This is a genomic window from Micromonospora sp. NPDC005254, assembly GCF_042872525.1.
Classification (GTDB): domain Bacteria; phylum Actinomycetota; class Actinomycetes; order Mycobacteriales; family Micromonosporaceae; genus Micromonospora.
Genome location: NZ_JBIAKM010000013.1, coordinates 37,305 through 63,209 on the forward strand (window position 1 = coordinate 37,305; position 25,905 = coordinate 63,209).

Below are 25,905 nucleotides of genomic sequence, written 5' to 3' on the forward strand. Positions count from 1 at the left end.
GGTGACGATGGGTCCATGAGTCCTTGGCGGATGACACGCTGGGAACGCGGGAACTGCCACCCGACACCGACCCGATCGAGCCGGCCCCGGGCCCGAAACCCGCGTCCATCGCGGCCGGCCGGGCAGCCGCCGCCGCGGGCGCGCCCGAACGCCGGCACGAGGCGCTGGTCAGCGTCCGGCTCGGCCCGTCCGCGCCCGGCAGCCACCTGGTGGAGTACCTGCGGCACGAGCCGTGTGCCGTCGACGCCTGGTGGATCGCCGCCGACGTCGACGCCGTGGTGCGGCTCTCCGCGGAGAGCATGACCGTGCTGCACCGGGCCGTGGCCGACCTGCGCCTGCGTGCCGGAGTGGAGGTGGCCGAGGCCAACTACATCCTCCGCGCGCTCGACCTGGCCGCGCCGGCCGACCGGCACGACGACGCCCCGGTGTGGGCGGTGCCCGCCGCATGAGCCGCCCCGCCGTTGCCCACCGGATCGTCGTCGGCGTCGACCGGTCGTTCGCCGGAATGCAGGCGCTGCGTCGGGCCGTCCAGCTCGCCCGCCGCGAGGGCGCGCAGGTGGACGCCGTACGCGCGTGGGTCTTCGCACCCACGTGGCGGCCCGGCACGCTGACCTGGCGCTGGCAGGACGAATGCGACCGGGCCGCCCTGGTCTACCCGCGCGGCGTCTTCGACGCGACGATGGGCGGCATCCCTCGGGACGTCACGGTTCGACTGGTGACCACCCAGGGGTACGCCGGACAGGTGCTCATCGACCACGCGGACCGGGAGTCCGACCTGCTCGTCGTCGGCAGCCCCGGCCGCGGCCGGTTCGGCCGGTCACGCGGACACGTGACCCGGTACTGCGTACGACGTGCCGGTAGCCCATCCCCGGCTCGGTGATGAGGTGGCGGGGCCGAGCGGGGTCGTCCTCCCAGCCGAACGGGATCCGGTTGGCCGCCTGGGTCAGGCACATCCGGAAGCAGTACGCCTGGATCCGGTCGTCGGCGCTGCCCCGCGGGGCGAGCGGCGCGGCGGAGATGCCCGGCAACAGGCCGCTCGCGGGCGAGCCGGCCGTCACGTACGGGTCGACGGGGTAGGCGAACTGGTGGGTGTTGCCGGACTGCACCCTGTTGATCGTCTCGCCGTACGTGTCGTTGGACTCGCGCCCGACGGTGAAGCTCACCCCGGCTGGACGCCGGTGTCGGTGGCGCCCAGCCCGGCGGTGCTCAGCCCGCCGACGTGGCTGGTGGGCTCCACCACCACTGCGGTGCGGCCGAGCCGGCGCATGGTGATCGCGGCGGCCAGCCCGCCGGAGGTGGCGCCGTAGACGACCAGGTCGGCGGTGGTGACGGCGGCTCGTGCGGGGCCGGCGCGGAACGGGTCGGTGAGACCGGCCAGGACGAGGCCGGCGCCGCCGGTGGTCAGCAGCCGGCGACGGGACAGGGGCAGGGACACGGCAGGCTCCCGAGGGGTAACCGGAGGGGGACGGTTACAGAAGCACGCCGCTGCCGCTGCGAACGAAATTCTTCAATCTCTGCCGGCGGGTGTCAACGGGTCAGGGGCGGTAGCGGTAGCCCATCCCCGGCTCGGTGATGAGGTGGCGGGGCCGAGCGGGGTCGTCCTCCAGCTTGCGGCGCAGCTGGGCCAGGTACTGCCGCAGGTAGTTGGTCTCGTTCTGGTATTCCGGCCCCCACACGTCCTGGAGGAGCTGGCGCTGGCTGACCAGTTTGCCGGGGTGGCGCAGCAGCTTCTCCAGCACGCTCCACTGCGTGGGGGTGAGTTTGACCTCGGTGTCGTCGTCGCGCCACACGCGGTGGTCGGCCAGGTCGACGGTGTGCCGGCCGATCCGCAGCGCCGGCACGGCCTCGCTGGGCGCGCCGAGCCGCCGGGTCACCGCGCGGATGCGGGCCAGCAGCTCCTCCACCCCGAACGGCTTGGTGACGTAGTCGTCCGCGCCCGCGTCGAGCGCGGCGACCTTGTCCTCGCTGCCGGCCCGGCCGGAGAGCACGATGATCGGCACGGCGGTCCAGCCGCGCAGGCCGCGGATCACCTCGACGCCGTCGATGTCGGGCAGGCCGAGGTCGAGGACCACGAGGTCGGGCGGGTGGCTCGCGGCGGCCTTCAACGCGGCGGCCCCGGTCGCGGCGACGTCCACGTCGTACCGGCGGGCACGCAGGTTGATCCGCAGGGCCCGCAGGATCTGCGGTTCGTCGTCGACGACCAGGATGCGCGTCATTCCTGCGGCTCCTCCGAGCTGCTCTGCGCGGCGGCGGGCAGCCGCAGCACCATGGTGAGCCCACCGCCGGGCGTGGTCTCGGGGGTGATGCTGCCACCCATCGCCTCGGCCAGCCCCCGGGACAGGGCGAGCCCGAGGCCGACGCCGGTCTGGTTGTCCCGGTCGCCGAGGCGTTGGAACGGCAGGAAGACGTGCTCCCACTGGTCCTCCGGGATGCCCGGCCCCCGGTCGATGACCCGCAGCTCCACCTGGCCGGCGTGCGCGCTCGCGGTGACGGTGGGCGGCTGGTCGGGCGGGCTGTAGCGCAGCGCGTTGGCGATGACGTTGACGAGCACCCGTTCCAGCAGGCCCGGGTCGGCGGTGGCCGCGGGCAGGTCGGCCGGGATGTCCGTGGCGACAGTCGCGGCCGACGGGCCAAGTTCGTCCAACGCCAGGGGTACGGCGTCCTCCAGGCCGATCGCGGTGGCGGAGATGCCCAGCACGCCGGCCTGGAGGCGGCTCATGTCCAGCAGGTTGCCGACCAGCCGGGCGAGCCGGTCCAGCGACTCCTCCGCGGTCTCCAGCAGCTCCTCGCGGTCGGCCTCGTCGAACTCGATGTCGTGGCTGCGCAGGCTGGTCACGGCCGCCTTCGCCGAGGCCAGCGGCGTACGCAGGTCGTGGCTCACCGCGGCGAGCAGCGCGGTGCGCATCCGGTCGGCGGCGGCGAGCGGCCGCGCGGTGGCGGCCTCCTCGGCGAGCCGTTCCTGGCGCAGCGCGACGGCGGCCTGGGCGGCGAACGCCTCGACGATCCGCCGGTCGGCGGCCTCCAGGCGCCGGCCGCTGAGCACGACGGTGATCCGGTCGTCGACGGGTACTGCCGTCTCGCCGGCGTCGGGCGTGCAGGCGGGCTGGTCGCCGACGCTGGCGACGACGCACCAGGCGTGCTCCTCGCGGGACCGGTCGGGACGGCCGTTCGCCTCCTCGGCCAGCTCCAGCACGCTCACCGCGCGCAGCCCGAAGGTCTCCCGGAGCTGGTCCAGCAGGGCGGGCAGGGGGCGCTCGCCGCGCAGCACGCCACTGGCGACGGCGGCGAGGGTCTGCGCGTCGGCGGCAGCCCGCGCGGCCTCCCGCGTACGCCGGGCGGCCACGTCGACGATCCAGCTCACGGCAAGCGCCACACCGACGAAGACGGCCAGGGCGAGCAGGTTGTCGGCCTCGGCGATGGTCAGCGTGCGGTACGGCGGGGTGAAGAACCAGTTGAGCAGCAGCGACCCACCGAGCGCGGCGATCAGCGCCGGCCACACCCCGCCGACCAGCGCGACCCCGACGACCCCGGCGAGGAACAGCAGAATGTCGTTGGTCAGCGTCAGGTCGGGCAGGGCCTCAAGCAGCAGGGTGAGCAGCGGCATGCCGAGCACGGCCAGGCCGAAGCCGAGCAGCCGGCGGCGGCGGGACAGCGCCGCCGGCACGGCCGCCGCCCGACGGCCCTTGCCAGCCTGCTTGTGGGTGACCAGGTGCACGTCGATCGAGCCGGAGAGCGCGGTGGTGGTCACCCCGACGCCCCGGGCGAAGATCTGCGCGAGGCGGCCCCGCCGGCTGGCCCCGAGCACCAGCTGGGTGGCGTTCACGCCCTGGGCGAAGTCGAGCAGCGCGGCCGGCACGTCGGTGCCGAGCACCTGGTGGTACGTGCCGCCGAGGCTCTCGACGAGCACCCGTTGGCGGGCCAGCTGGGCCGGATCGGCGCCGGCCAGACCGTCGCTGCGGGCCACGTGCACGGCGAGCAGGTCGGCGCCCTTGCTGCGGGCCGCGACCCGGGCCGCCCGGCGGATCAGCGTCTCGCCCTCCGGGCCGCCGGTCAGCGCCACCACGACGCGTTCGCGGGCCTCCCAGGTGGCGGCGATGCCCTGCTGGCTGCGGTAGCGGTCGAGCTGCTCGTCGACCTTGTCGGCCAGCCAGAGCAGCGCCAGCTCGCGCAGCGCGGTGAGGTTGCCGACCCGGAAGTAGTTGCCGAGCGCCGCGTCGATCTTGTCGGGGCGGTAGATGTTGCCGTGCGCCATCCGGCGGCGCAGCGCCTCCGGGGTCATGTCGACCAGTTCGACCTGCTCGGCGGCGCGGACGATCTCGTCGGGCACGGTCTCCCGCTGGGTGGTGCCGGTGATCTGCGCGACGACGTCGTTCACCGATTCCAGGTGCTGCACGTTGACCGTGGACAGCACGTCGATCCCCGCGTCGAGCAGCTCCTGGACGTCCTGCCAGCGCTTGCCGTGGCGGGAACCGGGCACGTTGGTGTGCGCCAGCTCGTCGACCACCGCGATCTCCGGCCGGCGGGCCAGCACGGCGTCCACGTCCATCTCGGTGAACTCGACGCCCCGGTAGGTCATCGCGCGGCGGGGGACCTGCTCCAGGTCGCCGATCATCGCGGCGGTGTGCGGGCGGCCGTGGGTCTCCACGAAACCGATCACCACGTCGGTGCCGCGCGCGGCCCGCCGCTGGGCCTCCTCCAACATGGCGTACGTCTTGCCGACGCCGGGGGCGGCCCCGAGATAGATGCGCAGTTCTCCGCGTGGCACGGGGACCATCCTCCCTGGTCAGATCGGCGGGCGGGGCCGCGCCCGGTCGGCACGACCCCGCCTGCGAGGGTGCTCAGCGTGCGGTGAACTGCCTGTCGAGGGCGAGGTTGAGCTCCAGCACGTTGACGCCGGGCTCACCCATGAAACCCAGCCCACGCCCGCCGGTGTGGTCCTTGACCAGCTTGCGGACCGCCGCCGGGTCAGCGCCGCGCTCCCGCGCGACCCGGGTCACCTGCAACTCGGCGTACGCCGGGCTGATCTGCGGGTCGAGGCCGCTGGCGCTGGCGGTGACCGCGTCGGCGGGCACCGCCGGGTCGGCCGGCGCGTCGCCCCGGATCGGGGTGATGACCCCGCCGGCCGCGACGTAGTCCTCGCCAGGCTGGGCCAGCTCCACCGTCACCCCCTGGTACGAGGTGACGAACGGTGTGGCCGGGGCGACCTGGTTGACACTGACCACCCGGGTGACCGGGCCGGTCAGACCGTCGGCGTGGAAGACCGCGAGCACGGCGCCCACCCCGTCGTCCGTGCAGTAGGGACGGCCGCCGTCGACGCCGTTCAGCTCCCCGACGGCCTTGCTGCGCCCGCAGACCTGGGTAAGCAGGCTCTCGCTGGACTCCTCCGGGTCGGTGGCCACGGTGTCGACCACGCTCTCCGGGCCGAGGTTGCTGGCCGAGGTGGACGTCGGGTCGTAGCCGTCACCGGCGGCCGACGGGCGAGACTGGAAGTAGCGCGGGACGGGGTTGCCGTCCGCGTCGGTGAAGGACTGGCCGATCAGCGAGCTGCCGACGGTGTTGCCGCCCACGGTGATCAGCGAGCCGTCGGCCTTGTGGTTGAGGCCGGGCAGCTGACCGAGCGCGACCAGGGCCAGCGGGTAGACCAGCCCGAGCAGCACCGTGAAGACGAGCAGGGCACGCAGGGCGGCGAGGTGTTGGGCGAGCCAGGTGGGTAGGCGCATCACGAAATCCCCGGAATGAACTGGATGAGCAGGTCGATGAGCTTGATCCCGATGAACGGCACGATGATGCCGCCCAGCCCGTACACCAGCAGGTTGCGGCTGAGCAGCTTCGACGCGGCGGCCGGCCGGTACCGCACGCCGCGCAGGGCGAGCGGGATCAGCGCGATGATCACCAGGGCGTTGAAGATGACCGCGGACAGGATCGCCGACTCCGGGCTGGCCAGCCGCATGATGTTCAGGGCGTCCAGGCTCGGGTAGAGGCCGGCGAACATGGCCGGGATGATCGCGAAGTACTTCGCGATGTCGTTGGAGATGCTGAACGTGGTCAGCGCCCCACGCGTGATCAGCAACTGCTTGCCGATCTCCACGATCTCGATCAGCTTGGTCGGGTCGGAGTCGAGGTCGACCATGTTGCCGGCCTCCTTGGCGGCCGACGTGCCGGTGTTCATGGCCACCCCGACGTCGGCCTGCGCGAGCGCCGGCGCGTCGTTGGTGCCGTCACCGGTCATCGCGACCAGCCGGCCACCCTCCTGCTCCCGCTTGATCAACGCGAGCTTGTCCTCCGGCGTCGCCTCGGCCAGGAAGTCGTCCACCCCGGCCTCGTCGGCGATGGCCTTCGCGGTACGCGGGTTGTCGCCGGTGATCATCACGGTACGGATGCCCATCCGGCGCATCTCGTCGAACCGCTCCCGCATGCCGGACTTGACGACGTCCTTGAGGTGGATGACGCCCAGGGCGCGGGCCGGCTCACCGTCGACGTGCTCGGCGACGACCAGCGGCGTACCGCCGGTGCTGCTGATTCCGTCCACGATCTCGCCGACCTGCTCGGTCGGGTGGCCGCCGTTCTCCCGTACCCACTTCATGACCGCGGCGGCGGCGCCCTTGCGGACCCGGCGGGCCGTGCCCGACGCGCCGCCGTCGACGCTGGCGTCCGGGGTCAGGTCGACGCCGCTCATCCGGGTCTGCGCGGTGAACGGCACGAACGTGGCGTGCGGCATCACGCCCGGCTCGCGCTCGCGCAGCCCGAACTCGTTCTTCGCCAGGACGACGACCGAGCGCCCCTCCGGGGTCTCGTCGGCCAGGCTGGACAGTTGCGCGGCGTCGGCCAGGGACGCCGCGTCGACCCCCTCGACCGGGACGAACTCGGCGGCCTGCCGGTTGCCCAGCGTGATGGTGCCGGTCTTGTCCAGCAGCAGGGTGTTGACGTCGCCGGCCGCCTCGACGGCCCGGCCGCTCATGGCCAGCACGTTGCGCTGCACCAGCCGGTCCATACCGGCGATGCCGATGGCCGACAGCAGCGCGCCGATGGTGGTGGGGATCAGGCAGACCAGCAGCGAGACCAGCACGACACCGGTGACACCGGAACCGGTGATCGCCCCGCTGTCCGGCGCGGCCGCCTGGTACGCCTTGGAGAAGATCGCCAGCGGCTGAAGGGTGACCACGGCCAGCAGGAAGATGATCGTGAGCGCGGCGAGCAGGATGTTCAGCGCGATCTCGTTCGGCGTCTTCTGCCGGTTGGCGCCCTCGACCAGGGCGATCATCCGGTCGATGAAGCTCTCCCCCGGCTTCTGGGTGATCTTCACGATGATCCGGTCGGAGAGCACCTTCGTGCCACCGGTGACCGCGCTGCGGTCCCCGCCGGACTCCCGGATGACCGGGGCCGACTCGCCGGTGATGGCCGACTCGTCGACGCTCGCGATGCCCTCCACGATGTCGCCGTCGCCGGGAATGATGCCGCCCGCCTCGACCAGCACGATGTCGCCCTGGCGCAGCTGCGGCGCGGGCACCGCCTCGTCGCGGTAGGTGTTGGCCCGCGCGCCCGGCTTCCAGTCGACCAGCCGGTTGGCGATGGTGTCCTGCTTGGCCTGTCGCAACGCGGCGGCCTGGGCCTTGCCCCGGCCCTCGGCGACCGCCTCGGCCAGGTTGGCGAAGATCACGGTCAGCCAGAGCCAGATGGTGATCGCCCAGGCGAACACCGACGGGTCGGTCACCGCCAGGACGGTGGTGAAGGCCGCGCCGATCTCCACGATCAGCATCACCGGGTTGCGCCACAGGGTGGTCGGGTTGAGCTTGCGTACGGCGTCCGGCAGGGACCGGATGAGTTGCTGGGGGTCGAGCAGGCCCCCGCCGACCCGGTTGCCCTGCGTTGCCGGGGTGCCTGGCAGTTGCTCTGTCGGGGCGGACGTGACGGACATGTCCTCGTTCCTCATGATGGTCAGAGCCCTTCTGCCAGCGGGCCGAGCGCGAGCGCGGGCAGGAAGGTCAGCGCGACGAGAACCACCGTGACGCCGACGACCATGCCGATGAACAGCGGTCGATGGGTCGGCAGGGTGCCCTCGGACGCGGGGGTGGGTGCCTGGCGGGCCAGCGAGCCGGCCAGCGCGAGCACGAAGATGAGCGGCAGGAACCGGCCCAGCAGCATGCACAGCCCCAACGCGGTGTCCCACCAGGTGGTGTTCACCGTGATGCCGGCGAAGGCGGAGCCGTTGTTGTTGCTGGCCGAGGTGAACGCGTACAGCACCTCGGAGAGGCCGTGCGGGCCGACGTTGAGCGCCGTCGAGTTGTTGCCGGTGGCGAACGCCGCCGCCGTGCCGACCAGCACCAGGATCGGCGTGATCAGGAAGTACAGCGAGGCGAACTTGATCTCCCGCGACCCGATCTTCTTGCCCAGGTACTCGGGGGTGCGGCCGACCATCAGGCCGGCGATGAACACCGTGATCACCGCGAGGATCAGCAGGCCGTAGAGGCCGGAACCGGTGCCGCCGGGCGCGACCTCGCCAAGCATCATGTTGACCATCGTCATCATGCCGCCGAGCGAGGTGAACGAGTCGTGGAACGAGTTGACCGCTCCGGTCGAGGTGAGCGTGGTGGCGGCGGCGAAGGTGGCCGAGTTCGACACGTCGAACCGCACCTCCTTGCCCTCCATCGCCGCACCGACCGCCTGCGGGACCGTGCCATGGCCGGCCAGCTCGAAGATGTTGGTGATGGCGACGCTGAGGAACGCGAGGATGCCCATCACCGCGGCGATGGCGTAACCCTGCCGGTTCTGCCCGACCATCCGGCCGAACACCCGGGGCAGGCTGAACGGGATCAGCAGGATCAGGAAGATCTGCAACCAGTTCGTCCAGGTCGTGGGGTTCTCGAACGGGTGGGCGCTGTTGACGTTGTAGAAGCCGCCACCGTTGGTGCCCAGCTCCTTGATCACTTCCTGGCTCGCGACCGGGCCTCCGGTGATGGTCTGGGTGCCGCCGGTCAGCGTGCTCACGTCGGTGCCGCCGGAGAGGTTCTGCACCACCCCGCCGATCATCAATACGATGGCCCCGAGGACCGCGATCGGCACCAGGATGCGCAGCACGATCCGCGTCAGGTCGACCCAGAAGTTGCCGAGTTGCCCGGTGCGGCTGCGGGCGAAGCCGCGTACCAGCGCGACCGCCACCGCGATGCCGACCGCCGCCGAGGCGAAGTTCTGCACGGCGAGACCGGCCATCTGCACCAGGTGGCCCATCGTCGACTCACCCGAGTACGACTGCCAGTTGGTGTTGGTCACGAACGACACGGCCGTGTTCCACGCGCCGTGCGGCACCACCGGGTCGAAGCCCAGCGACAGCCACAGGTGGTTCTGCACCCGCTGGAACAGGTACAGGAACAGGATCGAGACCGCGGAGAACGCGAGCACGCTGCGGGCGTACACGCCCCAGGTCTGCTCGGCGGCCGGGTTGACCCCGACCAGGCGGTAGATCCCCCGCTCGATTCGCGACTGCTTCGTCCCGGAGACCGCCCGGAACATGTAGTCACCGAACGGCTTGTAGACGGCGACCAGGGCCGCCACCAGCGTCAGCACGAAGATGACGCCCGCTGTTGTCATGGTCATCAGAAGCGCTCCGGAAACAGCAGGGCGAACACCAGGAACGCGCCCAGGACGATCGCGAGCACCAGACCAACGGCGTTGACGGCGTTCACAGCTTCTCCACCGCCCGGACCACCAGGGCGAGCACTGCGAACAGCGCCACCGTGAGGACCACGAACACCACGTCAGACACGCTGACTCCTCTAACCGGAAAGGTTCGTCGCGACCGCCTTCCGGTCGCGCCGGGCAATCAAAGCCCCACCACCCGCCGGACGGCAGGGGTCATAACGCGACCATGACGGCGGCGAACCTTTTCTTGACGCGGTTTTCACACCTGCCCATGAACAGGTGAAATGCGGCACAGAGGCGCGTCAGCCGGGGAGACGAGGGGTGGCTGTCCACCCTTTGCTCTGCTTCAACGGAGGCGACAGCGAGGCACCGACACTGTTGCGCCGGTTGAAGCAGAGCAAAGGGCCCGAAGGGGATGGGCGGCCGGTTAGGCCGGGCGGCGGGCCACCAGCACGTCTCGCATGATCGACTGGTCCACCCGGTGCCGCAGCGCGCGGTAGGGCTCCGCGTCGACAACTGTCAGGCCGGCGTCGGCCAGTGCCGCCGCCGCGTCGTCGCGGCTGGCGACGTGGGTGTTCCAGGAGATGCCCAGCGCCCCGCCGGGGCGCAGCAGCCGCGCCCAGACCGGCGCGGCGTTCGCGAGCAGCGCCAGCGGGTCACGCGTCAGGCCCTGATCGGCGGTACGGCTGCCGTGCTGCACGCCGTACGGCGCGTCGGCGACCACCAGGTCGACGGTCTCCGGTCGGAAGAACTCCCCCGCGCGGGTGGTGTCGGCGTTGACGACGTCGAGCAACTGCGTACGGCCCGCCTTGTGCTCCTCGCGGGTCGGCGCCAACTCGATGCGCACCCGCCGGCCGACCACCTTGCGCTCCCGCCGCACCGGCCCCGACTCCAGCACCCGGTGCTTGACCCGCTTCTGCTTCAGCCAGGTCGTGACGAACGCGCGGTACGCCTCGACGTCCTTCTGGTCGCGCTCGATCCCGGCGGCGTCGAAGCCGTACATCAGCGCCTGGTTGAGGGTGGTGCCGCGACCGCAGAGCGGGTCGAGCACCCGGAACCGGCGGCTGGTCAGCTCGCCGGCCCAGTCCGACGCGAGCAGGGTGACGTTGAGCAGCAGCTTGGTGAACTGCTCGTTGGTCTTGCCGGGGTACTTTTGGATGGTGAGCAGATCGTCGTCGTAGCGGTCCAGCCGGCTCCACTCGACCGGGCGCAGCAGGTCGCCGACGATCTCGAACAGCGCGTACCCGGCGGAGAGGTTGCCCAGGACGGCCAGGTCCCGTTCGGTCAGCCCGTCACCGCTGAACGTGACGTAGGTCGCCCCGCCGACGACCTCCGTGTCCAGCTCGCCGATCCGGCCGTCGAGCGCCGACCGGCCGAAGATCTCCAGCTCGGCCCGGGTGAGGTCGATGGCGGAGCGGGCGTACACCCGGTTGGTGGCGGGCAGGATCAGCAGGCCGTAGCGCGTCATGATCCGGCGAGTATTCCACAACGCGTGACGGTCGCCGGGAACCGGAGCGGCCTGCGGACCGACTACCCACACATGGGGTGTGAGCAGTGGCGGGAGGTCCTGTCCGCGCAGTTGGACGGGGAGGAGACCGCCGCCGAAGGGGCGGCGGCGCAGGGGCACCTGGACGAGTGCGCCCAGTGCCGGGCCTGGTTCGCGGCGGCGGTCGCGGTGACGCGCCGCGTTCGTACCCGATTGGTCACCGAGGTGCCCGACCGGACCGACGCGATCCTGGCCGCCGTCGGTGGCAGCGCCGCTGGCGACGCGGTTGCCGACGCCGGTGACACGCCGCCGGCTGGCCGGTCGCGCTGGCGACCCCGCTTGCCCGGCCGCGCCGGGTTGGTCGTCGGGCTGCGCGCGGCGCTCGGGCTGCTCGGCGCGGTCCAGCTCGTGCTCGGCCTGGCCCAGGTGGGCCGGGGAGCGAGCGCGGACCACGTGCACGCCGCCGGCCAGCACCTGTGGCACGAGTCGGCCGCCTGGAACGTGGCGGTCGGGGCCGGCTTCCTCTTCGTGGCGGTACGCCGCAGCCCTCCGGCGGGTCTCCTGCCGATGCTCAGCGCGTTCGTCGGCACGCTCCTGCTGCTCTCGGTCAACGACCTCGCCACCGGCTCGGTGGAGGGGGAACGCCTGGTCAGCCACGGGTTCCTGGTGGTCGGCTACCTGATCACCGCCCTGCTGTCCCGGCCCGGGCTGCGCCCCGGCGGACCCGCGCCACAGCGGCAGCCGACGCCGTCGCGCTGGAGGTTCGGCGCGGACGAGACCGAACGGCCACTGCGGGTGGTGCACTCCGGGGCGTACCCCGCGCAGGCCGCCGACCGCTACGCCGCCCCGACAGCGCAGGCCGGCCGCCGCGCCGCCTGAGCATCGATCACGTCACGCGGCCGTAGTCGGCCGGATCCAGCCGGGCGGTACGGCGGCGGTACTCGGCGGCCATCCCCGGCCAGTTGGTGACGATCCGGCCGGTGGCCGTGCGGTACCAGCTCCGGCAGGCGGTCCACACGCTCGCGGCGAGCCGGCGTTGCAGCTCCGCGTCGTAGTCGGCGGCCACTTCGGGGCGTACCTCCAGGGGTTCGCCACCGGCGGCGAGCAGGCTGACCGCCTGCGCGATGTGCCGGGCCTGCGCCTCGTGGAAGTAGATCACCGACGTGTTGCCGGTGTTGGTGTTCGGGCCGTACATGAGGAAGAGGTTGGGAAAGCCGGGCACGGCCATCCCGAGGTACGCGTACGCGCCGTCGCGCCACTCCTCGCCGAGCTGACGGCCGGCGCGTCCGGTGACCCTGATCGGCACCAGGAAGTCGGTGGCCGCGAAGCCGGTGCCGTAGACCAGCACGTCGCAGGGGTGGGCCCGGCCGTCGGCGGTGCGGATGCCGTCCTCGGTCACCTCGACGATCGCCTCGGTGACCAGCTCGACGTCGTCCCGACCGAGGGCGGGCAGCCAGTCGTTGGTGAACAACACCCGCTTGCAGCCCATCGGCTCGACCGGCGTGACGCGGGCGCGCAGCTCCGGGTCGCGTACCTGCCACCATCGCTGCGCCCGCGACACACCCCGCAGCACCGCCGCAGCGACCCGGTTGCCGGTCACCGCCAGCCCGGTGAACACGGTGACCGACCAGAACGCCGCCCGGGGCACCCGCATCAGCGCCGGCACCCGCCGATACAGCGCCCGGCCCAGCCGCCCGTGCCGGCGGTCCGGCTTGGGCAGCGTCCAGGGCGGAGTGCGCTGGAAGACGGTGACCCGGGCCGCCCGGTCCGCGATGGCCGGCACCAACTGCACCGCGCTGGCGCCGGTGCCGATCACCGCCACCCGGGCGCCGTCCAGTCGTACCGCCGGGTCCCACCGGGCCGTGTGCATCGCGGGCCCGGCGAACCGCTGCGCGCCCGGCAGCGCCGGCACCACCGGCCGCGAGAGCTGCCCGACCGCCGGGACCAGGACATCCGCCGTCAGTTCCGCGCCATCGGCGGTACGCAGCCGCCAGCACGCGCCGGCCTCGTCCCACGACGCGTCGGTGACCTCGGTACGCAACCGCACGCTGTCGGTCAGCCCCAGCTCGGCCACGCAGTGGTGCAGGTAGTCCAGGATCTCCGAGTGCGGCGGGAAGCGCCGCGACCAGTCCGGGTTCAGCGCGAAGGAGTACGAGTAGAGCGGCGCCGGGATGTCGCAGGCGCAGCCCGGGTAGGTGTTGTCGCGCCAGACGCCGCCGATCCGGTCGGCCCGCTCCAGCAGCACCACATCCGCGTCGCCGGCGCGGCGCAGCGCGGCGGCCACCGCCACCCCGCCGAACCCGGATCCGATGATCGCCACCCGCACCCGACCGGGAGGTCGGGCGGTCGCTGCGCTGTCGGTCATGGCGGGCTCCCTCGGCGGTGCGGCCGACCGTAACAGCTTGTTGGCGGCTCGCCAACGATGCGAGCGCACCGCTGATCCTGTGGCCGTCCAAGCGGGCCACGTGGGTAAGGTGCTCGCCATGGTCGCGAGGGTTTCCTGCCGTTGACGAATCCGTGGCTGGCTGGACCCACGCCGACGAAGCGGCTCGACCGCGAACGGCTCGAAGAGCGCATCCTCAACCTCCTGTCGTCGCAGAACATGTGCGTGCTCGCGACCACGGGTCCGGACGGGCCGCTGGCCACGCCGGTGCGGTACTACCCGCTCGACTTCGCGGTGCTCTTCACCGCCGCGCCTCGTTCGCCGAAGATCCGCAACATCGCTGCCGATCCGCGCGTGTCCGTCGGCATATTCGCGCCCCTGGTCGGGCTGGCGAGCAGCCGCGGGGTTCAACTGTTCGGAACGGCCAGGGTGCTCGGTCCGGAGGATCCGGACCGTGCGCACTACTGGTCGGCGTTCCGCTGGGAGAACGAGCACGCCGAGCGGGGGCGACCGCTGTCCGAGCCGCCCGAGGACACCCTCGTGGTCATCGAGGCGGAACGGATCGTCTATACCGAGCACTGGCTGCGACGGGACGGGTTCGCGCCCCGCCAGTTCTGGCGTCGCTGAAAAAGCCTCCGCCGGCTGCGGTCAGGACGGGTCGCTGGCCGCGATGACCTGCGGGACGACCTGTTCGACGATGGTCAGCAGGGTGGTGGTGAGCAGCAGGTGGACCTGCGGCCGGGTCAACGCCCCACGCTGGAGCCACTCCCGGGCGGTGGACGTCGCCAGCCCGCAGTACGCCCGGACCATTCCCCGCAACTCCTCGTGGTCCTCGGCCTCCTTGGCCAGCCCGACGGCGACGAGCATCCGGTCGGCGGCGACCTCCTCCGCCTCGGCGAGCACCCGTTCGACGTCGGCGTCACCGCCCATCCCCCGCGCGGTGACGGCGGCCAGCCAGGAGGTGCTGTGCCGGGACACCACGTCGAGGAACCAGGTGACACTGGCATCGACACGGGTCCGCAGGTCACCTTTGGGCAGTCGTTCCAGGGCAACCTCGGGGATGGTCACCATGACCCGGACGACCTCCAGGTAGAGGTCCTTCTTGGTGCCGAAGTAGTGGTTGACCAGGCCCCGGGCGACACCCGCCTCCCGCGCGACGTCGGTGGTCGACACGTCCGCGTACGGCCGCTCGCCGAACAGCCGGACCGCGCAGGCCAGGATCTGCCCGCGCCGGGCGTCCGGCTCCAACCTGCGGCGGCGCGGAGCCGTCTCGACACTCATCTGCCCGACCCTATCGGCAGCTCACACCGCCGGTCTCGGCGTCGACGTCCCCCGTGCCTTCTCGGAGCCGCCGGCCTCGGCGGCCGACCGATCAACGGCTGAACTTCTCGATCGCGTCGGGGGTCACCGGGGTGAAGAAGTTGACCAGATTGCCGTCGGGGTCGCGGAAGAGCAGGGCTCGGTTACCCCAGGGCATGGTCGTGGGCTCGTTCACGAAGTCCTCCACCACGCTTTTCAGTCTCTCGTAGAGCGCGTCCACGTCATCCACGAGGAACTCGATGATGACGCTGTGGTTGTCGGCCGGGCGGGCTGAGCCTGGCGCGAACAGTGAGACCGTGCGGGTGCTGCCAATCGCCAGCGTGCCGTGGGCGGTGCGCAACTCGGCGAAGTCCTCGTTGCCCCAGACCGCCTGCACGCCGGTGATCTTCTCGTAGAAGCCGACCAGGCGGTTGATCTCGCCGGTGATGATGCGGATCGAGACAAAGTCCATGTCTTCTCCCTGCTCAGTACGATCGGTACCGGTCTGTCGAGAGAACGCTAGAACAAATACTGGACAGATTTGGTCCAGTATTTTGATAAAGTTCGGACCGTGGCACGACCGACAGCTCAGGTGCTCGCACTGCTGGAGCTCCTGCAGTCCGGCGGCGTCCGGACGATGGCCGAGCTTGCCGAGCGCCTTGGCGTCGAACCGCGCACGGTGCGGCGCTACGTGAATCACCTGGTCGACCTGGACCTGCCGGTGGAGTCGGTGCGCGGTCGCTACGGCGGGTATCGCCTAGCCGCCGGCTATCGGCTGCCACCGTTGATGCTCAGCGAGGACGAAGCCCTGGCCGTCCTACTCGGCCTGATTGCCGGCCGCCGTGCCGGGTTGGCGACGGCAACAGACACCGCGGGCGAAACAGCCGCCGCGAAGATCCGCCGCGTCCTGCCGTCGCGGACCGCGGACCGGCTGGACGCCGCACTCCAGTCCCTCGCCTTCACCGCCGAACCCGGTGACTTCCCCGCACCGCAGACCGAGGTACTACTCGCCGTCGCCGAGGCGGTCCGCCATCACCGGCCGATCTCGCTGCAATACACCTCGGGCGACGGCAGACGTAGCGTCCGCGTGCTGCATCCGTTCGGGCTGGTCAACCATGCCGGGCGGTGGTATGTCACCGGGGTCGATCCGGAGATCGGCGAGGAGCGCACCCTTCGACTCGACCGCATCGCGGACGCGAGACCGCTGCCGGGCTCGTTCGAGCCGCCCGCCGGAAACGATCCGGCCGGGCACCTTCTCACGTCGATGGCACGAGCGCCGTACCAGCATGCGGTGTCGCTGCGGATACAAGGAACAGTCGAGCAGATCCGCAGGCGACTACCGGCCAGCATCGCCGAGGTGCGAGAGGGTGCGGACGAAGGCTGGCAGAAGGTGGAGATCCGGGCAGAGAGTCTCGACTGGTTACCCGGCGTGCTCGCCGCGCTCGACCTGCCGTTCGTCATCGAACACCCGGACGAGCTCCGCCACCGTGTCGTCGCACTCGCCGAGCGGCTGGCGGCCTCGGCACGACGTAATTCGGCTCGCAGCTAGCCCGCCGCCACCCTCACCTTGATCACTCGGTGCTCACCAGTTGTCAGCGCCGCTCCTGAACTGCTGAGCATCATCTGATCACTGAATTCCGCGCTGGCGCCGGACCAGGTGCCGGCCGAGATGCCGCAGGTTGGACGTCTCGGCGTAGAGCGCCGCATTGATCGCACCAACCGCGACCCCGGGAGCGCGCTGCACCCGGTCGATGTCCTGGACGACCCGACCGATCAACGTCAGCCGACAACGGAGATCCAACAACTCTCTCCGTGCGCAGTGCAGCGCCGTCTCCAATCCCCCGACCCGCTCCCGAAGCCATGCCAACTCCGTCGCCTGATCCATCGGCCGGCCCCTCTCGTCATCTTTCTTGTCGCGGCTCTACCCTCGCCCACTCGAACGAGCTGCGCAAGTAGGTAGACGCAATTCGGCATTCCTGATCGCCCTACCGTCGAGTGATGGGTGAGGTCCCGGGTCCGCTGGTCGGCCCGCACGAGCTGCAGGAGTTGCTCGGCGGCGTGAGCCGGACGCGGATGCGTCAGCTCATCCGCTATCCGACCTTCCCCGCGCCGTTTCAACGGCTGCACGGCACCACGGTCTGGCTGCGTGCCGACGTGGAGGCGTGGATCGCCGAGCACCGCCCACCGCGCCCTACCGATGGCGACGAGCCGGAGTAGGTCACGCGGCGCCACCTTCACGCACCCGCGGATCTGCTCGGGACGGCCGCCTCACGCCGTCGGGTCACCAGGTTCGCTCGGCGGCACTCGCAGGAACGTCACGCCCGGGAACTCGAACTCCGCCTGGGCGACGGCCTCCCTCTCCGTCGGATGACACGTGTCTGCCACGACCTCCCACTCCCGGTTGCAGTAGAAGAGGTAGCGGTCGGTATCGCCGTCGTAGCAGGCGATTGCGAGGCGTACGACCACGTCAGCGAAGTTGCCGACGGAGTGGCGCGTCGCACCGGTTGGCGACTGCTCTCGTCCCAGATTGGCGAACATCGTGACCCGGGCGCCGTCGAGCAGAGCCGGCGGTGTGGCACTCATGGCACGATCCTCGCCCATCGGCAGGAGTTGAGTGTGAGCCCCGGCGTGTGAGGGTGGGTGGATGCACCGAGGGGACCCGGACTGGCTCGCTCACTCGCGGCGTGGGGACGGACCGCCGCTGGTGCTCATTCACGGCATCGGTAGTCGGTGGCAGGTCTGGGAGCCGGTGCTCGACGAGGTGGCCCGACACCGCGACGTGATCGCGCTGGACCTGCCCGGCTTCGGCGCGTCCCCACCGTGGCCCGAGTCACCGGAGCCGCTGGCGCTGGCGGCCCCCGGGTCGGTGGAGCACCTGGCGGATCGGGTCGCCGCGTTTCTGGACGCGCTGGGCGTGCAGCGGCCCGCCATTGCCGGCAACTCGCTCGGCGGCGGCATCGCGTTGGAGTTGGGGCGACGCGGGCTGGCCCACTCGGTGACCGCGTTCTCGCCGATCGGGTTCTGGGGGCCGGTCGGGCGACGCTGGTGTCAACTGGCGGTCGGCGGGGCCCGGTCGGCGGCTGGCGGGCTGCGGCCGGCACTGCCCCGGCTGCTGGCGAGCCGGGTCGGGCGGGTGGCGTTCTGCGGCCTGTTCTACGGCCACCCGGGTCACCTCGACCCCGACGAGTGCGTCGACTCGGCGGCGGCGCTGGCCGACGCGCCCGGCTTCGCGGTGGCCCGCGCCGCGTTCGCCGGATGGCAGCTCCGTCGAGAGACGGCCGGCGCGCTCGACGACATCCCCGTGACGGTCGCCTGGGGTACGCGCGATCTCGTGTTGCCGTACGCCACTCAGGCCCGGCGGGCTCGCGCGGCGCTGCCGGCGGCCCGGCACGTGCCGCTGGCCGGCTGCGGACATCTGCCCTTCGCGGACGACCCGAAAGCCTGTGCCCGGCTGCTGATCCAGACTTATTGACATGCCGCCAACAGCGCGCGAGGGTGGTGCACATGCCGACGCTCGATGGCTCCCCCTCGCCCTGGCGCGAACCTGAGCACGACGACCTCGCCGACCTGGCCCGCACCTTCTTCACCAAGGAGGTGCTGCCGCACGCGGACCGCCTGCTGGCCCAGGGTCACCCGGACCGCGAGCACTACCGGCGCGCCGGTGAGCTGGGGTTGCTCGGCCTGTCGGTCCCCGAGGAGTACGGCGGCGGGGGCGGCGGCTTCACCCACGAGGCCGTGCTGCTGCACGAGCAGGCGTACACCGGGGAGAGCAGCCTCGGGCTGGCCGTCCACAGTGGCATCGTCACGGGCTATCTCGTCGCGTACGGCAGCGAGGAGCAGAAGCGACGATGGCTGCCCGGCCTGTGCAGCGGTGAGCTGGTCGGCGCGATCGCGATGACCGAGCCCGACGGCGGCTCGGACCTCCAGGCGATGCGCACGCGGGCGGTCCGCGACGGCGACGACTACCTGGTCACCGGCGCGAAGACGTTCATCACCAACGGCGGCCTGGCCGACCTGATTCTGGTGGCCGTGAAGACCGACCCCGAGCAGCGGGCGGCCGGCGTCTCGCTGCTCGTGTGCGAGGTGGGCGGCGACCCGGAGGGCTTCCGCCGGGGCCGGCTGCTGTCCAAGATCGGGCTGCACGCCAACGACACCGCCGAGCTGTTCTTCGACGAGTTCCGGGTGCCGGCGGCCAACCTGCTCGGCGGCGCCGAGGGGCTGGGCTTCATCCAGCTCATGCAGCAGCTTCCGCAGGAGCGGCTGGTCATCGGCGTCGGCGCGGTCGCCGCGATGGAACGCGCGGTCGAGCTGACCGTGGCGTACGCCAAGGAGCGCACCGCCTTCGGCAAGACCCTGATGGGGCACCAGAACACCCGGATGGTGCTCGCCGAGTGCGCCACCCGCACCCGGGTCAGCCGGGTCTTCCTGGACGACTGCATCGTCCGGCACACCCGTGGCGACCTGGACGTCGCCACGGCGGCGATGGCGAAGTCGTGGCTCACCGACGGACAGTGCGAGGTCATCGACAGGTGCCTGCAACTGTTCGGCGGTTACGGCTACACGACGGAGTACCCGATCGCCCGGATGTACGCCGACGCCCGCGTCCAGAAGATCTACGGCGGCACCAACGAGATCATGAAGGAGTTGATCGCCCGTGCCCTCTGAGGCGTACGTCTATGACGCGGTCCGCACCCCGCGCGGACGCGGCCGGGACACCGGCGCGCTGCACGGGGTCAAGCCGATCTCGCTGGTGGTCGGCCTGATCGACGCGCTCCGCGAGCGCAACCCCGGCCTGGACGTGGGCCGGTTGGAGGACCTGCTGCTCGGCATCGTCACCCCGGTCGGCGAGCAGGGCGGCGACCTGGCGCGGGCCGCCGCGCTGCTGGCCGGGCTGCCCGACGAGGTGGGCGGGGTGCAGCTCAACAGGTTCTGCGCCTCCGGGCTGGAGGCGGTCAACTCCGCCGTCGCGCGCATCCGCTCCGGCTGGGAGCACCTGCTGCTCGCCGGCGGGGTCGAGTCGATGTCCCGGGTGCCGATGGGCTCCGACGGCGCGGCCTGGGCCACCGACCCGCAGACCGCGCTGGCCACGTCGTTCGTGCCGCAGGGCGTCAGCGCCGACCTGATCGCCACCCTGGAGGGCTTCACCCGCGACGACGTGGACGGCTACGCGCTGCGCTCGCAGGAGCGGGCCGCCAAGGCGTGGGCCCGCGGGCACTTCGCCCGCTCGATCGTGCCGGTCCGCGACGGCAACGGGCTGGACATCCTCACCGTCGACGAGCACCCGCGCCCGGAGACGACCCGGGAGGCGCTGGCGAAGCTCACCCCATCCTTCGCCACCATGGGTGCGGCCGCGGGCTTCGACGCGGTCGCGTTGCAGAAGTTCCACTGGCTGGAGGCCATCGAGCACGTCCACCACGCCGGCAACTCGTCCGGCATCGTGGACGGCGCGGCGCTGGTGCTGATCGGCTCGGAGCAGGTCGGGCAGGACCTCGGCCTCACCCCGCGCGCCCGGATCGTCGGCGCGGCCGTCACCGGCGCCGACCCGACGCTCATGCTGACCGGCCCGATCCCGGCCACCCACAAGGCGCTCGCCGTCGCTGGCCTGACCCTCGACGACATCGACCTGTTCGAGATCAACGAGGCGTTCGCGGCCGTGGTGCTCAAGTACGTCCGCGACCTGGGCCTCGACCCGGACCGGGTGAACGTCAACGGCGGCGCGATCGCCCTCGGCCACCCGCTGGGCGCCACCGGAGCCATGTTGCTCGGCACGGCGTTGGACGAGTTGGAGCGCCGCGACCTGCGCCGCGCCGTGGTGACCCTCTGCATCGGCGGCGGCATGGGCGTCGCCACCGTTCTCGAGCGCTGCTGACCCCGGGGGACAAGACCAATGACCACCACCATCCGGTACGACCGCGGCGCCGACGGCATCGTCACGCTCACCCTGGACGACCCCGACCAGTCCGCCAACACCATGAACCGGGCGTACGCGGCATCGATGAGCGCCGCGCTGGACCGGCTGGAAGCCGAGCACGATCTCGCCGGTGTCATCGTGACCAGCGCGAAGTCGACGTTCTTCGCCGGCGGCGACCTGCCCGAGATGATCCGCGCCACCCGCGCCGACGCGCCCGCGCTGGCGGACCTGCTCGGCACCATCAAGCGGGACCTGCGCCGACTGGAGACGCTGGGCAGGCCGGTCGTCGCGGCGGTCAACGGCTCCGCGCTCGGCGGCGGCCTGGAGATCGCCCTCGCCTGCCACCACCGCATCGCGCTGGACGCGCCCGACTCGCGGCTCGGGCTGCCCGAGGTGACCCTGGGTCTGCTGCCCGGGGCCGGCGGCGTCACCCGGACCGTGCGGATGCTCGGCCTGGCCGGTGCGCTGACCACGGTGCTGCTCACCGGCCGGCGGATGCGCCCGGCCGACGCCCTGGCCGCCGGGATCGTCGACGAGGTCGTCGCCACCGAGGCGGAGATGCTGGGCCGGGCTCACGCCTGGATCGCTGCCAACCCGCACCCGGCCCAGCCGTGGGACCGGCCGGACTACCGGATGCCCGGTGGCACCCCGGCCAGCCGTTCGCTGGCCGCGCAGCTGCCCGCCTTCCCGGCCACCCTGCGCAAACAGCTCAAGGGGGCCCGGCTGCCCGCGCCCGAGGCGATCCTGGCCACCGCCGTCGAGGGCGCACAGGTCGACCTGGACACCGCGTTCACCGTGGAGACCCGGCACCTGATCGGCCTGCTCACCGGGCAGGTCGCCAAGAACATGATCGGCGCGTTCTTCTTCGACCTGAAGGCCGTCAACGGCGGCGCCGCCCGACCGTCCGTGGACGTTGCGCCGGTGCGGCGGGTGGCGGTGCTCGGCGCCGGCATGATGGGCGCCGGCATCGCGTACGCCTGCGCCAGCGCCGGCCTCGACGTGGTGGTCCGGGACGTGTCGCCGGAGGCCGCGGGGCGGGCCCGGGAGCACGCCGAACGACTGCTGGCCCGCCGGGTCCGCAAGGGCCGCGCCACGGAAGCCGACGCCCGCGCGGTGCTGGAACGGATCACCACCACCGACCAGGTGGACGCGCTCGCCGGTTGCGACGCCGTCATCGAGGCGGTCTTCGAGGACCCGGCCCTGAAGAAGGCCGTCTTCGCCGAGGTGCTGCCGGTGCTCGCGCCGGGCGCGCTGCTCGCCTCCAACACCTCCACCCTGCCGATCACTCAGCTGGCCACCGGCGTGGACCGGCCGGCCGACTTCATCGGCATGCACTTCTTCTCCCCGGTGGACCGGATGCCGCTGCTGGAGATCGTGGTCGGTGCGCAGACCGGTGACGAGGCCCTAGCCCGCGCGTTCGACCTCGGCCGGCGGATCGGCAAGACCCCGATCGTGGTCAACGACGGCCGGGGCTTCTTCACCAGCCGCGTCATCGGCCGGTTCATCGACGAGGCGGTCGGCATGGTCGCCGACGGCGTACCGGCCGCGTCGGTGGAGCAGGCCGCGTTGCAGGCCGGCTACCCGACCGGGCCCCTCGCGCTGGCCGACGAGGTGAGCCTCACCCTCATCCAGCGGATCCGCCGGCAGTTCGAGGCCGCCAGCGAGGAGTACCTGCCGCTGCCCGCGCACCGGCTCGTCGACGAGCTGGTCGACGCGTACGACCGGCCGGGCCGCGCCGCCGGACGCGGCTTCTACTCCTACAACGACGGCCTTCGAGGCCGGTTGTGGACCGGCCTCGCGGACCTGGTCACCGATGCCGGCCGGGCGGTGCCGTTCACCGACCTCCAGGAACGGATGCTCTTCGCCGAGGCGCTGGACGCGCTGCGCTGCCTCGACGAGGGGGTGCTGCGTACCGAGACCGACGCCAACATCGGCTCGATCTTCGGCATCGGCTTCCCCGCCTGGACGGGCGGCGTGATCCGCTACGTCCGGCAGTACGCGGGCGGCCCGGCCGGCTTCGCGGCCCGCGCCGCCGAGCTCGCCGAACGGTACGGCGACCGGTTCACGCCTCCCGCCGACCTGGCGGACCGGCTCGCTGAGCCGGTTGGCGTCGCGTGACGGCGGCACGCGGCGGGCCGCTGGCCGGGGTGCGGGTGGTCGAGTTGGCCAGCCTCGCGCCGGCCCCGTTCGGCTGCATGGTGCTCGCCGACCTCGGGGCGGACGTGGTGCGCGTCGACCGACCGGGCGGCCCGGGAGCCGGGCGCCTCGCCGCGCCGACCGGTGGACCGTTGCAGCGCGGCCGGCGGATCACCGCGCTGGACCTGAAGTCCCCGGCCGGTGTGGCCGATCTGCTGCGCCTCATCGAGCGGGCGGACGTGCTCGTCGAGGCGTACCGGCCGGGGGTCGCCGAGCGGCTCGGCTTCGGCCCGGACGTCTGCCAGGCCCGCAACCCCCGGCTGGTGTACGCGCGGATGACCGGCTGGGGCCAGGACGGCCCGCTGGCTGCTCGGGCCGGCCACGACATCGACTACATCGCGGTCGCCGGGGCGTTGGAGCCACTGGGTCGAGCCGACGCACGCCCACACGCGCCGCTGAACCTGATCGGTGACTTCGCCGGTGGTGGCATGTTGCTGGCCGTGGGGGTGTTGGCCGCACTGCTGGAACGGGAACGCTCCGGCGTCGGCCAGGTCGTCGACGCGGCCATGGTGGACGGATCGGCGCTGCTCACCTCGTTCCTGCACGGGCTGCTCGGCACCGGCCTGTGGGCCGCCCCGCGCGGGCGGAACCTGCTCGACGGAGGAGCGCCCTTCTACGACACGTACGCCACCGCCGACGGCGGCTTCATGGCCGTCGGGGCGCTGGAGCCGGCCTTCTACGCCGTACTGCTGGCAGGTCTCGGCCTGGCCGACGAGGCCGAGCTGCCCGATCAGTACGACCCGAGCGGCTGGGACGAGCTGCGCAGGCGGTTCACCGAAAGGTTCGCCGAGCGGACCCGGGACGAGTGGACGGCGGTCTTCGCCGACCTGGACGCCTGCGTCGCCCCCGTGCTGGCCCCGGGTGAGGCGCACCGGCACCCGCACAACGCCGCCCGGGGGACGTTCGTCGAGGTGGACGGCGAGATCCAACCGGCGCCGGCACCGCGCTTCGACCGTACGCCAGCGGGCCCGCCCAACCCGGCGCCCGATCCGGGGCGCGACGTCGCGCCGGTCGAGGACATTCTGTCCACCTGGGAGTGATCCACAGCCGACTTCCGGGGCAGCCGTGCGGGTGCCGCATTGATACGGTCGTGCACCGACGGTGGACTGCGGACGTGGGGGGACGAGCATGGCGAGCGGGATTGATCCGTCCGGCCTGAGCAGCTCGCTCGAAGAGGCGATGCGCCTGCTGAGCCAGGCAACAGGTGCTGTCACGGCGCAGCCGGGTGACGGCGACGGGCCCGTGCCGGACGCCGAGCAGATGGTCGGGCGGGGCACCGGCGGTGACGGTCTCGTGGAGGCGGAGGTCTCCGCGTTCGGCGCCCTGCAGACGCTGGTGATCGACCCGAGCCTGTCCCGGGCCGGCACGAGCACGATCGCCGAGTACGTCCTGGAAGCGGTCCAGGCCGCACAGGCCGACGAGCGCGCCCGCCGGGCCGACCTGACGGCCGGGGCCCAGGTCGACAGCACGGCCCTCACCCAGCAGCTCGAGCGGGTCTCCCAGGAGGCGTTCCGCGGCTTCCAACAGATGATCGGTGACCTGGACGCGGCCACCCGCCGGATGGATCGTCGCTGAGCCATGTCCGACGGAATTCAGGTGGACGTCGACGCTCTGCACGCCGCCGCCGCGTCGATCGCGACAACCGGCCAGCAGCTCGGCGAGGCGGTCAGCGGCCTCGAGTCGACGGTGAACGGGGCGGGTAATCCCTGGGGCGCCGACGAGGCGGGCTCCCTCTTCGGGGCCGTGTACGTCGAGGTCCTGACGCATGCGCTCGACGTGTACCGGTCGATGGCCGACCAGTTGTTGGAGGCCGCCGAGAACCTCGACCTCGGTGCCGACGCGCACGAGGCGACCGACCTCGCCAACGCGGAACTCTTCACGAGGATGGAGCTGCCCAGTGGGTATGCAGCTTCCTCCTGAGCTCGCCGAGGCGCTGGGCTGGGTCGGCTTCACCTGGCCGACCGCCGACGAGGAGTTGCTGTTCGAGGCGTCCCAGATGTGGTTCGCGTTCGCCGGCCGGCTGCGGACGGCGGTCGGGGAGGCGCAGGCGGGCGCGGCGCAGGTCAGCACGACCAACAGTGGCGACGACATCCGGGCGTTCGAGCAGGCGTGGCAGGACGAGGAGGGTGCGCCGCGCCGCATCGAGGACGGCGCGCAGGCCGCCGAGCTGATCGGCATGGCGTTGCTGGTGATGGCCATCATCACCCTGACGCAGAAGATCATCGTGATCGTCCAGTTGACGATCCTGGTCATTCAGGTGGCGATCGCGTTGGCGGCGGCGGCACCCAGCTTCGGTGCCTCGCTGGCCCAGATCCCCGTCTCGATCGGCCTGGCCCGGATGGCGATCCAGCGGGTCATCAAGGAGGTCATCGAGAAGGTCGTCAAGGAGATCATCCCGCAGTTGTTGAAGCGCGCGAAGACACTGCTGCGCCGCTTCACCCGAAAGGCCGCGAAGCGCGGCGGCCCGAAGCGGCCCGGCGTGCCCGGCCCGCACACCACCCCGCGCTACTCCAACACGAAGCCGATGCTCGACAAGTACCGCAACGAGCATCTGCCCGGAGGGCACTTCCCGACGGCCGTGCGCCGGCTCAGCCCCGAGGAGTTGGAACAGCACCGGGTCTTCTTCGACAGCAACGGCGTGCTGCGCAGCGCGCGCAACGGCGAGCCGTTCGACACGTCGAGCGCGCAGACCGTGTTCAGCGGAAACGGTCAGGCGATCTTCGTGATGGACCGCAACGGCAACCTCTACGCGTCCAACTACCAGAAGGTCGGCGACTTCCACCACTCCACTCTGGGCGGCGGAAACCCGGTCGCGGCGGCCGGCGAGCTGGTCGTCAAGGACGGTAGGGTCCAGTACGCCACGGCGCGCAGCGGTCATTACCAGCCCGACCCGAGCCACATGGCCAATCTCGACGCCGAGTTCAAACGCAACGGCGTCAACGGGGTTCCGATTCTGGGCTGGGATGGCGGCCGGATCTTCTAGGGGAGTCGACG

The 25,905-nt window shown here is 71.8% G+C and carries 27 protein-coding genes; 14 read left to right on the forward strand and 13 right to left on the reverse strand.

Going from position 1 to position 25,905, the window contains the following annotated elements; all coding sequences use genetic code 11:
* Positions 1-23: 23 nt before the first annotated feature.
* Positions 24-449, forward strand: coding sequence for a hypothetical protein (locus tag ACFYPR_RS30400; RefSeq protein ID WP_363937823.1), 426 nt, complete (start codon positions 24-26; stop codon positions 447-449).
* Complete coding sequence (locus tag ACFYPR_RS30405) at positions 446-880, forward strand: universal stress protein (protein ID WP_387263957.1); 435 nt, start codon at positions 446-448, stop codon at positions 878-880. Before ACFYPR_RS30400 ends, ACFYPR_RS30405 begins: the two co-directional genes overlap by 4 nt.
* 279 nt (positions 881-1,159) lie before the next feature.
* Here the strand turns inward: ACFYPR_RS30405 and ACFYPR_RS30410 are convergent, their stop codons facing one another.
* The 8 genes from ACFYPR_RS30410 to ACFYPR_RS30445 form a co-directional block, all read right to left on the reverse strand.
* Positions 1,160-1,435 carry an FAD-dependent oxidoreductase gene (locus tag ACFYPR_RS30410; protein WP_355066631.1) on the reverse strand — a complete coding sequence of 92 codons (276 nt, stop codon included), beginning with the start codon at positions 1,433-1,435 and terminating at the stop codon, positions 1,160-1,162.
* Positions 1,436-1,535: 100 nt separating this feature from the next.
* Positions 1,536-2,216 carry a response regulator gene (locus ACFYPR_RS30415; protein WP_354855575.1) on the reverse strand — a complete coding sequence of 227 codons (681 nt, stop codon included), beginning with the start codon at positions 2,214-2,216 and terminating at the stop codon, positions 1,536-1,538.
* Complete coding sequence (locus ACFYPR_RS30420; protein WP_387263959.1) at positions 2,213-4,765, reverse strand: DUF4118 domain-containing protein; 2,553 nt, start codon at positions 4,763-4,765, stop codon at positions 2,213-2,215. The genes ACFYPR_RS30415 and ACFYPR_RS30420 overlap by 4 nt, the downstream gene beginning before the upstream one ends.
* A 73-nt stretch (positions 4,766-4,838) precedes the next feature.
* A complete protein-coding gene (locus ACFYPR_RS30425) occupies positions 4,839-5,720 on the reverse strand; it encodes a potassium-transporting ATPase subunit C (protein WP_387263961.1) in 882 nt (293 codons plus the stop codon).
* Positions 5,720-7,915: a potassium-transporting ATPase subunit KdpB gene (gene kdpB, locus ACFYPR_RS30430; protein WP_355066634.1), complete on the reverse strand. Its 2,196-nt coding sequence runs from the start codon at positions 7,913-7,915 to the stop codon at positions 5,720-5,722. The genes ACFYPR_RS30425 and kdpB overlap by 1 nt, the downstream gene beginning before the upstream one ends.
* 20 nt (positions 7,916-7,935) lie before the next feature.
* Positions 7,936-9,591, reverse strand: a complete 1,656-nt coding sequence (gene kdpA, locus ACFYPR_RS30435) for a potassium-transporting ATPase subunit KdpA (RefSeq protein WP_355066635.1) — start codon at positions 9,589-9,591, stop codon at positions 7,936-7,938.
* Positions 9,591-9,680 (reverse strand): K(+)-transporting ATPase subunit F, encoded by a 90-nt coding sequence (gene kdpF, locus ACFYPR_RS30440; protein ID WP_036390805.1) that lies wholly within the window; start codon positions 9,678-9,680, stop codon positions 9,591-9,593. The genes kdpA and kdpF overlap by 1 nt, the downstream gene beginning before the upstream one ends.
* Positions 9,681-10,063: 383 nt before the next feature.
* Complete coding sequence (locus ACFYPR_RS30445) at positions 10,064-11,104, reverse strand: TRM11 family SAM-dependent methyltransferase (RefSeq protein ID WP_387263965.1); 1,041 nt, start codon at positions 11,102-11,104, stop codon at positions 10,064-10,066.
* A 72-nt stretch (positions 11,105-11,176) separates the two neighbouring features.
* Between ACFYPR_RS30445 and ACFYPR_RS30450 the strand changes: the two genes are divergently transcribed.
* Complete coding sequence (locus tag ACFYPR_RS30450) at positions 11,177-12,001, forward strand: zf-HC2 domain-containing protein (RefSeq protein ID WP_354855610.1); 825 nt, start codon at positions 11,177-11,179, stop codon at positions 11,999-12,001.
* Between the two features lie 7 nt (positions 12,002-12,008).
* Here the strand turns inward: ACFYPR_RS30450 and ACFYPR_RS30455 are convergent, their stop codons facing one another.
* Positions 12,009-13,487 (reverse strand): flavin-containing monooxygenase, encoded by a 1,479-nt coding sequence (locus ACFYPR_RS30455; RefSeq protein WP_387263968.1) that lies wholly within the window; start codon positions 13,485-13,487, stop codon positions 12,009-12,011.
* A gap of 135 nt (positions 13,488-13,622) precedes the next feature.
* Here ACFYPR_RS30455 and ACFYPR_RS30460 point away from each other — a divergent pair, with 135 nt between their 5' ends.
* Positions 13,623-14,132, forward strand: coding sequence for a pyridoxamine 5'-phosphate oxidase family protein (locus ACFYPR_RS30460; RefSeq protein ID WP_387264109.1), 510 nt, complete (start codon positions 13,623-13,625; stop codon positions 14,130-14,132).
* Between the two features lie 21 nt (positions 14,133-14,153).
* Here the strand turns inward: ACFYPR_RS30460 and ACFYPR_RS30465 are convergent, their stop codons facing one another.
* Together ACFYPR_RS30465 and ACFYPR_RS30470 are read right to left on the reverse strand one after the other, a co-directional pair.
* Positions 14,154-14,786 (reverse strand): TetR/AcrR family transcriptional regulator, encoded by a 633-nt coding sequence (locus ACFYPR_RS30465; RefSeq protein WP_387263971.1) that lies wholly within the window; start codon positions 14,784-14,786, stop codon positions 14,154-14,156.
* Between the two features lie 91 nt (positions 14,787-14,877).
* Positions 14,878-15,276 carry a VOC family protein gene (locus tag ACFYPR_RS30470; RefSeq protein WP_387263973.1) on the reverse strand — a complete coding sequence of 133 codons (399 nt, stop codon included), beginning with the start codon at positions 15,274-15,276 and terminating at the stop codon, positions 14,878-14,880.
* A gap of 99 nt (positions 15,277-15,375) precedes the next feature.
* Between ACFYPR_RS30470 and ACFYPR_RS30475 the strand changes: the two genes are divergently transcribed.
* Positions 15,376-16,353, forward strand: coding sequence for a helix-turn-helix transcriptional regulator (locus ACFYPR_RS30475; RefSeq protein WP_387263976.1), 978 nt, complete (start codon positions 15,376-15,378; stop codon positions 16,351-16,353).
* Positions 16,354-16,431: 78 nt separating this feature from the next.
* Here the strand turns inward: ACFYPR_RS30475 and ACFYPR_RS30480 are convergent, their stop codons facing one another.
* Positions 16,432-16,689: a hypothetical protein gene (locus tag ACFYPR_RS30480; RefSeq protein WP_387263978.1), complete on the reverse strand. Its 258-nt coding sequence runs from the start codon at positions 16,687-16,689 to the stop codon at positions 16,432-16,434.
* A 113-nt stretch (positions 16,690-16,802) separates the two neighbouring features.
* Between ACFYPR_RS30480 and ACFYPR_RS30485 the strand changes: the two genes are divergently transcribed.
* The gene (locus tag ACFYPR_RS30485) at positions 16,803-17,021 is read left to right on the forward strand and encodes a hypothetical protein (protein ID WP_354855564.1); all 219 of its coding nucleotides are present in this window, start codon (positions 16,803-16,805) and stop codon (positions 17,019-17,021) included.
* 51 nt (positions 17,022-17,072) lie between these two features.
* On the opposite strand, the gene ACFYPR_RS30490 is transcribed toward ACFYPR_RS30485, so the two are convergent.
* Positions 17,073-17,387 carry a hypothetical protein gene (locus tag ACFYPR_RS30490; protein ID WP_387263981.1) on the reverse strand — a complete coding sequence of 105 codons (315 nt, stop codon included), beginning with the start codon at positions 17,385-17,387 and terminating at the stop codon, positions 17,073-17,075.
* Positions 17,388-17,448: 61 nt separating this feature from the next.
* Between ACFYPR_RS30490 and ACFYPR_RS30495 the strand changes: the two genes are divergently transcribed.
* The 8 genes from ACFYPR_RS30495 to ACFYPR_RS30530 all read left to right on the forward strand — a co-directional run bounded on the left by ACFYPR_RS30495 (position 17,449) and on the right by ACFYPR_RS30530 (position 25,894).
* Positions 17,449-18,276 carry an alpha/beta fold hydrolase gene (locus ACFYPR_RS30495; protein ID WP_387263982.1) on the forward strand — a complete coding sequence of 276 codons (828 nt, stop codon included), beginning with the start codon at positions 17,449-17,451 and terminating at the stop codon, positions 18,274-18,276.
* 32 nt (positions 18,277-18,308) lie between these two features.
* Complete coding sequence (locus ACFYPR_RS30500) at positions 18,309-19,469, forward strand: acyl-CoA dehydrogenase family protein (protein WP_387263984.1); 1,161 nt, start codon at positions 18,309-18,311, stop codon at positions 19,467-19,469.
* Complete coding sequence (locus ACFYPR_RS30505; protein WP_387263986.1) at positions 19,459-20,673, forward strand: acetyl-CoA C-acetyltransferase; 1,215 nt, start codon at positions 19,459-19,461, stop codon at positions 20,671-20,673. Before ACFYPR_RS30500 ends, ACFYPR_RS30505 begins: the two co-directional genes overlap by 11 nt.
* An 18-nt stretch (positions 20,674-20,691) precedes the next feature.
* Positions 20,692-22,833 carry a 3-hydroxyacyl-CoA dehydrogenase NAD-binding domain-containing protein gene (locus ACFYPR_RS30510; protein WP_387263989.1) on the forward strand — a complete coding sequence of 714 codons (2,142 nt, stop codon included), beginning with the start codon at positions 20,692-20,694 and terminating at the stop codon, positions 22,831-22,833.
* On the forward strand, positions 22,830-23,951 hold the full coding sequence (locus ACFYPR_RS30515; RefSeq protein ID WP_387263992.1) for a CaiB/BaiF CoA transferase family protein: 1,122 nt from the start codon (positions 22,830-22,832) through the stop codon (positions 23,949-23,951). Before ACFYPR_RS30510 ends, ACFYPR_RS30515 begins: the two co-directional genes overlap by 4 nt.
* A gap of 88 nt (positions 23,952-24,039) precedes the next feature.
* The gene (locus tag ACFYPR_RS30520; RefSeq protein ID WP_387263995.1) at positions 24,040-24,486 is read left to right on the forward strand and encodes a YbaB/EbfC family nucleoid-associated protein; all 447 of its coding nucleotides are present in this window, start codon (positions 24,040-24,042) and stop codon (positions 24,484-24,486) included.
* Positions 24,487-24,489: 3 nt separating this feature from the next.
* Positions 24,490-24,831: a hypothetical protein gene (locus ACFYPR_RS30525; protein WP_354855556.1), complete on the forward strand. Its 342-nt coding sequence runs from the start codon at positions 24,490-24,492 to the stop codon at positions 24,829-24,831.
* The gene (locus ACFYPR_RS30530) at positions 24,809-25,894 is read left to right on the forward strand and encodes a hypothetical protein (protein ID WP_387263998.1); all 1,086 of its coding nucleotides are present in this window, start codon (positions 24,809-24,811) and stop codon (positions 25,892-25,894) included. The genes ACFYPR_RS30525 and ACFYPR_RS30530 overlap by 23 nt, the downstream gene beginning before the upstream one ends.
* The last annotated feature ends 11 nt before the right edge of the window (positions 25,895-25,905 follow it).

Bases quoted from the DNA above. Each gene is read 5' to 3' on its own strand.
- ACFYPR_RS30405 (WP_387263957.1), top strand. From the start codon at position 446: ATGAGCCGCCCCGCCGTTGCCCACCGGATCGTCGTCGGCGTCGACCGG.
- ACFYPR_RS30415 (WP_354855575.1), bottom strand. From the start codon at position 2,216: ATGACGCGCATCCTGGTCGTCGACGACGAACCGCAGATCCTGCGGGCC.
- ACFYPR_RS30425 (WP_387263961.1), bottom strand. From the start codon at position 5,720: ATGCGCCTACCCACCTGGCTCGCCCAACACCTCGCCGCCCTGCGTGCC.
- kdpB (WP_355066634.1), bottom strand. From the start codon at position 7,915: ATGTCCGTCACGTCCGCCCCGACAGAGCAACTGCCAGGCACCCCGGCA.
- kdpA (WP_355066635.1), bottom strand. From the start codon at position 9,591: ATGACCATGACAACAGCGGGCGTCATCTTCGTGCTGACGCTGGTGGCG.
- ACFYPR_RS30445 (WP_387263965.1), bottom strand. From the start codon at position 11,104: ATGACGCGCTACGGCCTGCTGATCCTGCCCGCCACCAACCGGGTGTAC.
- ACFYPR_RS30450 (WP_354855610.1), top strand. From the start codon at position 11,177: ATGGGGTGTGAGCAGTGGCGGGAGGTCCTGTCCGCGCAGTTGGACGGG.
- ACFYPR_RS30455 (WP_387263968.1), bottom strand. From the start codon at position 13,487: ATGACCGACAGCGCAGCGACCGCCCGACCTCCCGGTCGGGTGCGGGTG.
- ACFYPR_RS30465 (WP_387263971.1), bottom strand. From the start codon at position 14,786: ATGAGTGTCGAGACGGCTCCGCGCCGCCGCAGGTTGGAGCCGGACGCC.
- ACFYPR_RS30470 (WP_387263973.1), bottom strand. From the start codon at position 15,276: ATGGACTTTGTCTCGATCCGCATCATCACCGGCGAGATCAACCGCCTG.
- ACFYPR_RS30480 (WP_387263978.1), bottom strand. From the start codon at position 16,689: ATGGATCAGGCGACGGAGTTGGCATGGCTTCGGGAGCGGGTCGGGGGA.
- ACFYPR_RS30485 (WP_354855564.1), top strand. From the start codon at position 16,803: ATGGGTGAGGTCCCGGGTCCGCTGGTCGGCCCGCACGAGCTGCAGGAG.
- ACFYPR_RS30490 (WP_387263981.1), bottom strand. From the start codon at position 17,387: ATGAGTGCCACACCGCCGGCTCTGCTCGACGGCGCCCGGGTCACGATG.
- ACFYPR_RS30495 (WP_387263982.1), top strand. From the start codon at position 17,449: ATGCACCGAGGGGACCCGGACTGGCTCGCTCACTCGCGGCGTGGGGAC.
- ACFYPR_RS30500 (WP_387263984.1), top strand. From the start codon at position 18,309: ATGCCGACGCTCGATGGCTCCCCCTCGCCCTGGCGCGAACCTGAGCAC.
- ACFYPR_RS30510 (WP_387263989.1), top strand. From the start codon at position 20,692: ATGACCACCACCATCCGGTACGACCGCGGCGCCGACGGCATCGTCACG.
- ACFYPR_RS30520 (WP_387263995.1), top strand. From the start codon at position 24,040: ATGGCGAGCGGGATTGATCCGTCCGGCCTGAGCAGCTCGCTCGAAGAG.
- ACFYPR_RS30525 (WP_354855556.1), top strand. From the start codon at position 24,490: ATGTCCGACGGAATTCAGGTGGACGTCGACGCTCTGCACGCCGCCGCC.